The organism is Burkholderia sp. Tr-20390, from assembly GCF_017104595.1.
Taxonomy (GTDB): domain Bacteria; phylum Pseudomonadota; class Gammaproteobacteria; order Burkholderiales; family Burkholderiaceae; genus Burkholderia.
Genome location: NZ_JAAGPC010000353.1, coordinates 1 through 3,238 on the forward strand (window position 1 = coordinate 1; position 3,238 = coordinate 3,238).

The window sequence follows — 3,238 nt, forward strand, 5'->3', positions numbered from 1 at the left end:
TCGGGGGCCTGCTCGCCCGCATGCTGCGTGCGCCATGCGCCCCAGCCGCCGACGGCGACCACCAGGGCCACGACAGCGGCGATCGGCGCCTTCAGCGAACGGCGCGGCGGCTCGGCCGGCGGCGTGACACGTCCTTCCAGATTCGCGAGAATGCGCGACTGCTGAGCTCCGTCGCCTGCCGGTTTGGTATCGGACAGCAGGCTGGGCGGAGATTTCGAATTTGAATTTTCCGGCGCACTCATTCAGCGTCTCATTGAATCCTGGTTTAATTCACCGCGATAATATAGCCCGGCCTCTCGAAGCAGCCTGATTCTAAGAGCAAGCATTGCAAAACACAATCAATTCCAATTTCCGGGGATTTCTTTGATTGCCGTCGCACTCGTCGCCTATTTCGCCCTTGCCGTAGCGGTTGCGGCACTGTTGCTTTTACCGGGTATCCGCGCGACCGTATTCGAATCCGTCGCCCAGTTTCACGGCCGTCTAACGCGCCGCGCGAACGATCGCGCCTCGCGTACGCGAAGTCAGATTGTTAAATCGGCAAGCGCTACGCGCGGCGCTTTAAACGACGTGCAAAATTTACTGGTTCGCCGGCGCTTGATGATTATGGTATCGGCAGGTATTCTTGCGACGCCGCCATTGGTCGCCATTGCGTTACGCGGCCGGCAATTGTTCCAGTACGACGACACGGCGCGCGTGCCCGACGAGAAGATCGCCGCGCTGCTGCAGGGCGAACAACTCGTGCCGCCCCCGCCGCTGCCGCCGGAAGTCTTCGCCACCAAGGAAGTCGAACAGGTACGCCCGGCGCTGAAGGATGCGAGCCGCGACTGGAACTTGCTGGATCCGGATTTCCGTACGCGTTTGCTGCTGGTCTACAAGATCATGCACGAACAATATGGTTATGAAATGGCGTTGCTGGAAGGTTATCGGAGCCCGGAACGGCAGAACCGGCTGGCGCAGATGGGCACCAACGTGACCAACGCGGCCGCCTTCCAGAGTTATCACCAATTCGGGCTGGCGGCCGACAACGCATTCCTGCGCGACGGCAAGCTGGTCATCTCCGAGAAAGATCCGTGGGCGATGCGCGGCTACCAGTTGTATGGCCAGGTCGCCGAACAGGTTGGCCTGACCTGGGGGGGCCGCTGGAAAATGATGGATCTCGGGCACGTGGAATACCATAAACCCGGTTTTAAACTGGGACGCGGCAGCTAGCCAGGGCTGCCGGACAGGAAATAATGAGGGCGGCATGGGGCTTTTTAATATCCCGGCAGGAAACGATATGGGCGGCGCAAAAAATCATGCATTCCGGTGCGCGATTTTTTCCGGCCGCCGCTTCCGTTTTAAATCTCACAGCGTCCTTTCGTTAATGCGCGCGCCTTCTCCGATGCCGCGGGCGCATTGATGCCAGCCCCCTTCATCCCGTTTGACAGCATGGCGACACATCGCGGCGCCACCCTTGCCGCTCGGCGCGCCTGCGTCGCCTCATCGAATCGCACCGGAACCTGAACGTCCTATGCAACGCATCCTCAACGTGCTGACTCATCCGCGTACGCTCTCGATCGTCGGGATCGTCGCGCTAGCGGCCATCCTCTTCATCGTCGCCGACATGCTGCAGCTGCCGCTCCTGTGGGCGGCGATCGCCTTCGCGGCGATCCTCGCGCTGTGGCTCGTCGTCGCGCTGTGGCGCCGCTGGCGCGTGAAGCGCGCGAACCAGCAGCTCGGCCAGGTGCTGGAAGAGCAGGCGGAAACCGGCAAGATCGCCGCGCCCGCCGCCGCCGCGCTCGCCCCCGACGCGAAGACGGCCGACCTCGACGTGCTGCGCACGCGCCTGTCGGATGCGGTGAAGACGATCAAGACGTCGAAGATCGGCCAGGTGTCGGGCGGCTCCGCGCTGTACGAACTGCCGTGGTACATCGTGATCGGCAACCCGGCCGCGGGCAAGAGCAGCGCCGTGCTCAATTCCGGCCTGCAGTTCCCGTTCGCGGACAAGAACAGCGCCGTGATCCACGGCATCGGCGGTACGCGTAACTGCGACTGGTTCTTCACGACCGAGGGGATCCTGCTCGATACGGCCGGCCGCTATTCGGTGCATGAAGAAGACCGCAGCGAGTGGCTCGGCTTCCTCGGCCTGCTCAAGCGCTACCGCCCGAAGGCGCCGATCAACGGCATCATCGTCACCGCGAGCATCGCCGAACTCACCGGCAACCGCCCCGAATTCGCGATCAACCTCGCGAAAAACCTCCGCCAGCGCGTTCAGGAGCTGACGGAGAAGCTCGAAGTGTTCGCGCCGGTCTACGTGATGTTCACGAAGGCCGACCTGATCACCGGCTTCACCGAATTCTTCAGCAGCAGCGACAAGCACGAGTACGACCGCGTGTGGGGCGCCACCCTGCCCTACGAACCCGACGACAAGCGTGACGTCGTCGCGCAGTTCGACACGCACTTCGAGGAACTCTACGAAGGGCTGAAGGAGATCAGCGTCGCGCAGCTGTCGCTGTCGCGCGGCAACCAGCTGTCGCCGGGCCAGTTGAGCTTCCCGCTCGAATTCTCGACGATCAAGCCGTCGCTGCGCGCATTCCTCGCGACGCTGTTCGAGAACAACCCGTTCCAGTACAAGCCGATCTTCCGCGGCTTCTACTTCACCAGCGCGCTGCAGGAAGGCGAAACCAACAGCGCGGCCGCGCAGCGCATCGCGCATCGCTTCGGCCTCGACGGCGCCGCGCTGCCGAAGCCGCACAGCGCGTTCTCGAAGAACGGCTTCTTCCTGCGCGACCTGTTCTCGAAGGTGATCTTCGCGGATCGCCAGACGGTGCGGCAGTTCGCGAGCCCGACCAAGACGCGGCTGCGCTACGCGACCTTCTTCGGCTTCGTCGCGGCGCTCGCGCTCGCGCTGGGCGGCTGGACCTGGTCGACGATCGGCAACCAGCAGCTCGTCGCGAACGTGCAGGCCGACCTCGACAACGTCACGCGCCTGCAGCAGGGCCGCAACGACCTGCAGTCGCGCCTGCAGGCGATGGACATCCTCGAGGACCGGATCGAGCAGCTCGAGCAGTTCCGCCGCGACAAGCCGATTTCGGTGTCGCTCGGCCTGTACCAGGGCGACCGTCTCGAGCAGCACCTGCTGACCGAGTACTACAACGGCGTGCGCCAGATCCTGCTGGCCCCGGTGTCGCAGAACCTCGCGTCGTTCATGAAGGACGTGAACGCGCACCCCGAACAGCTCGTGCCGATGACGCGCCCG

At 63.5% G+C, this 3,238-nt stretch carries 2 protein-coding genes and 1 pseudogene; 2 read left to right on the top strand and 1 reads right to left on the bottom strand.

Annotated features, from left to right (window positions below; genetic code table 11):
- Window positions 1–242, bottom strand: a pseudogene (locus G3N98_RS38780) (phage tail protein); the annotation flags it as partial.
- A 121-nt stretch (window positions 243–363) separates the two neighbouring features.
- On the opposite strand from G3N98_RS38780, the gene G3N98_RS38785 reads away from it, so the two are divergent.
- Window positions 364–1,209, top strand: coding sequence for a M15 family metallopeptidase (locus tag G3N98_RS38785; protein ID WP_069247001.1), 846 nt, complete (start codon window positions 364–366; stop codon window positions 1,207–1,209).
- A gap of 301 nt (window positions 1,210–1,510) precedes the next feature.
- The coding region (tssM, locus tag G3N98_RS38790) for a type VI secretion system membrane subunit TssM (RefSeq protein ID WP_206151078.1) at window positions 1,511–3,238 on the top strand (1,728 nt) is incomplete at its 3' end.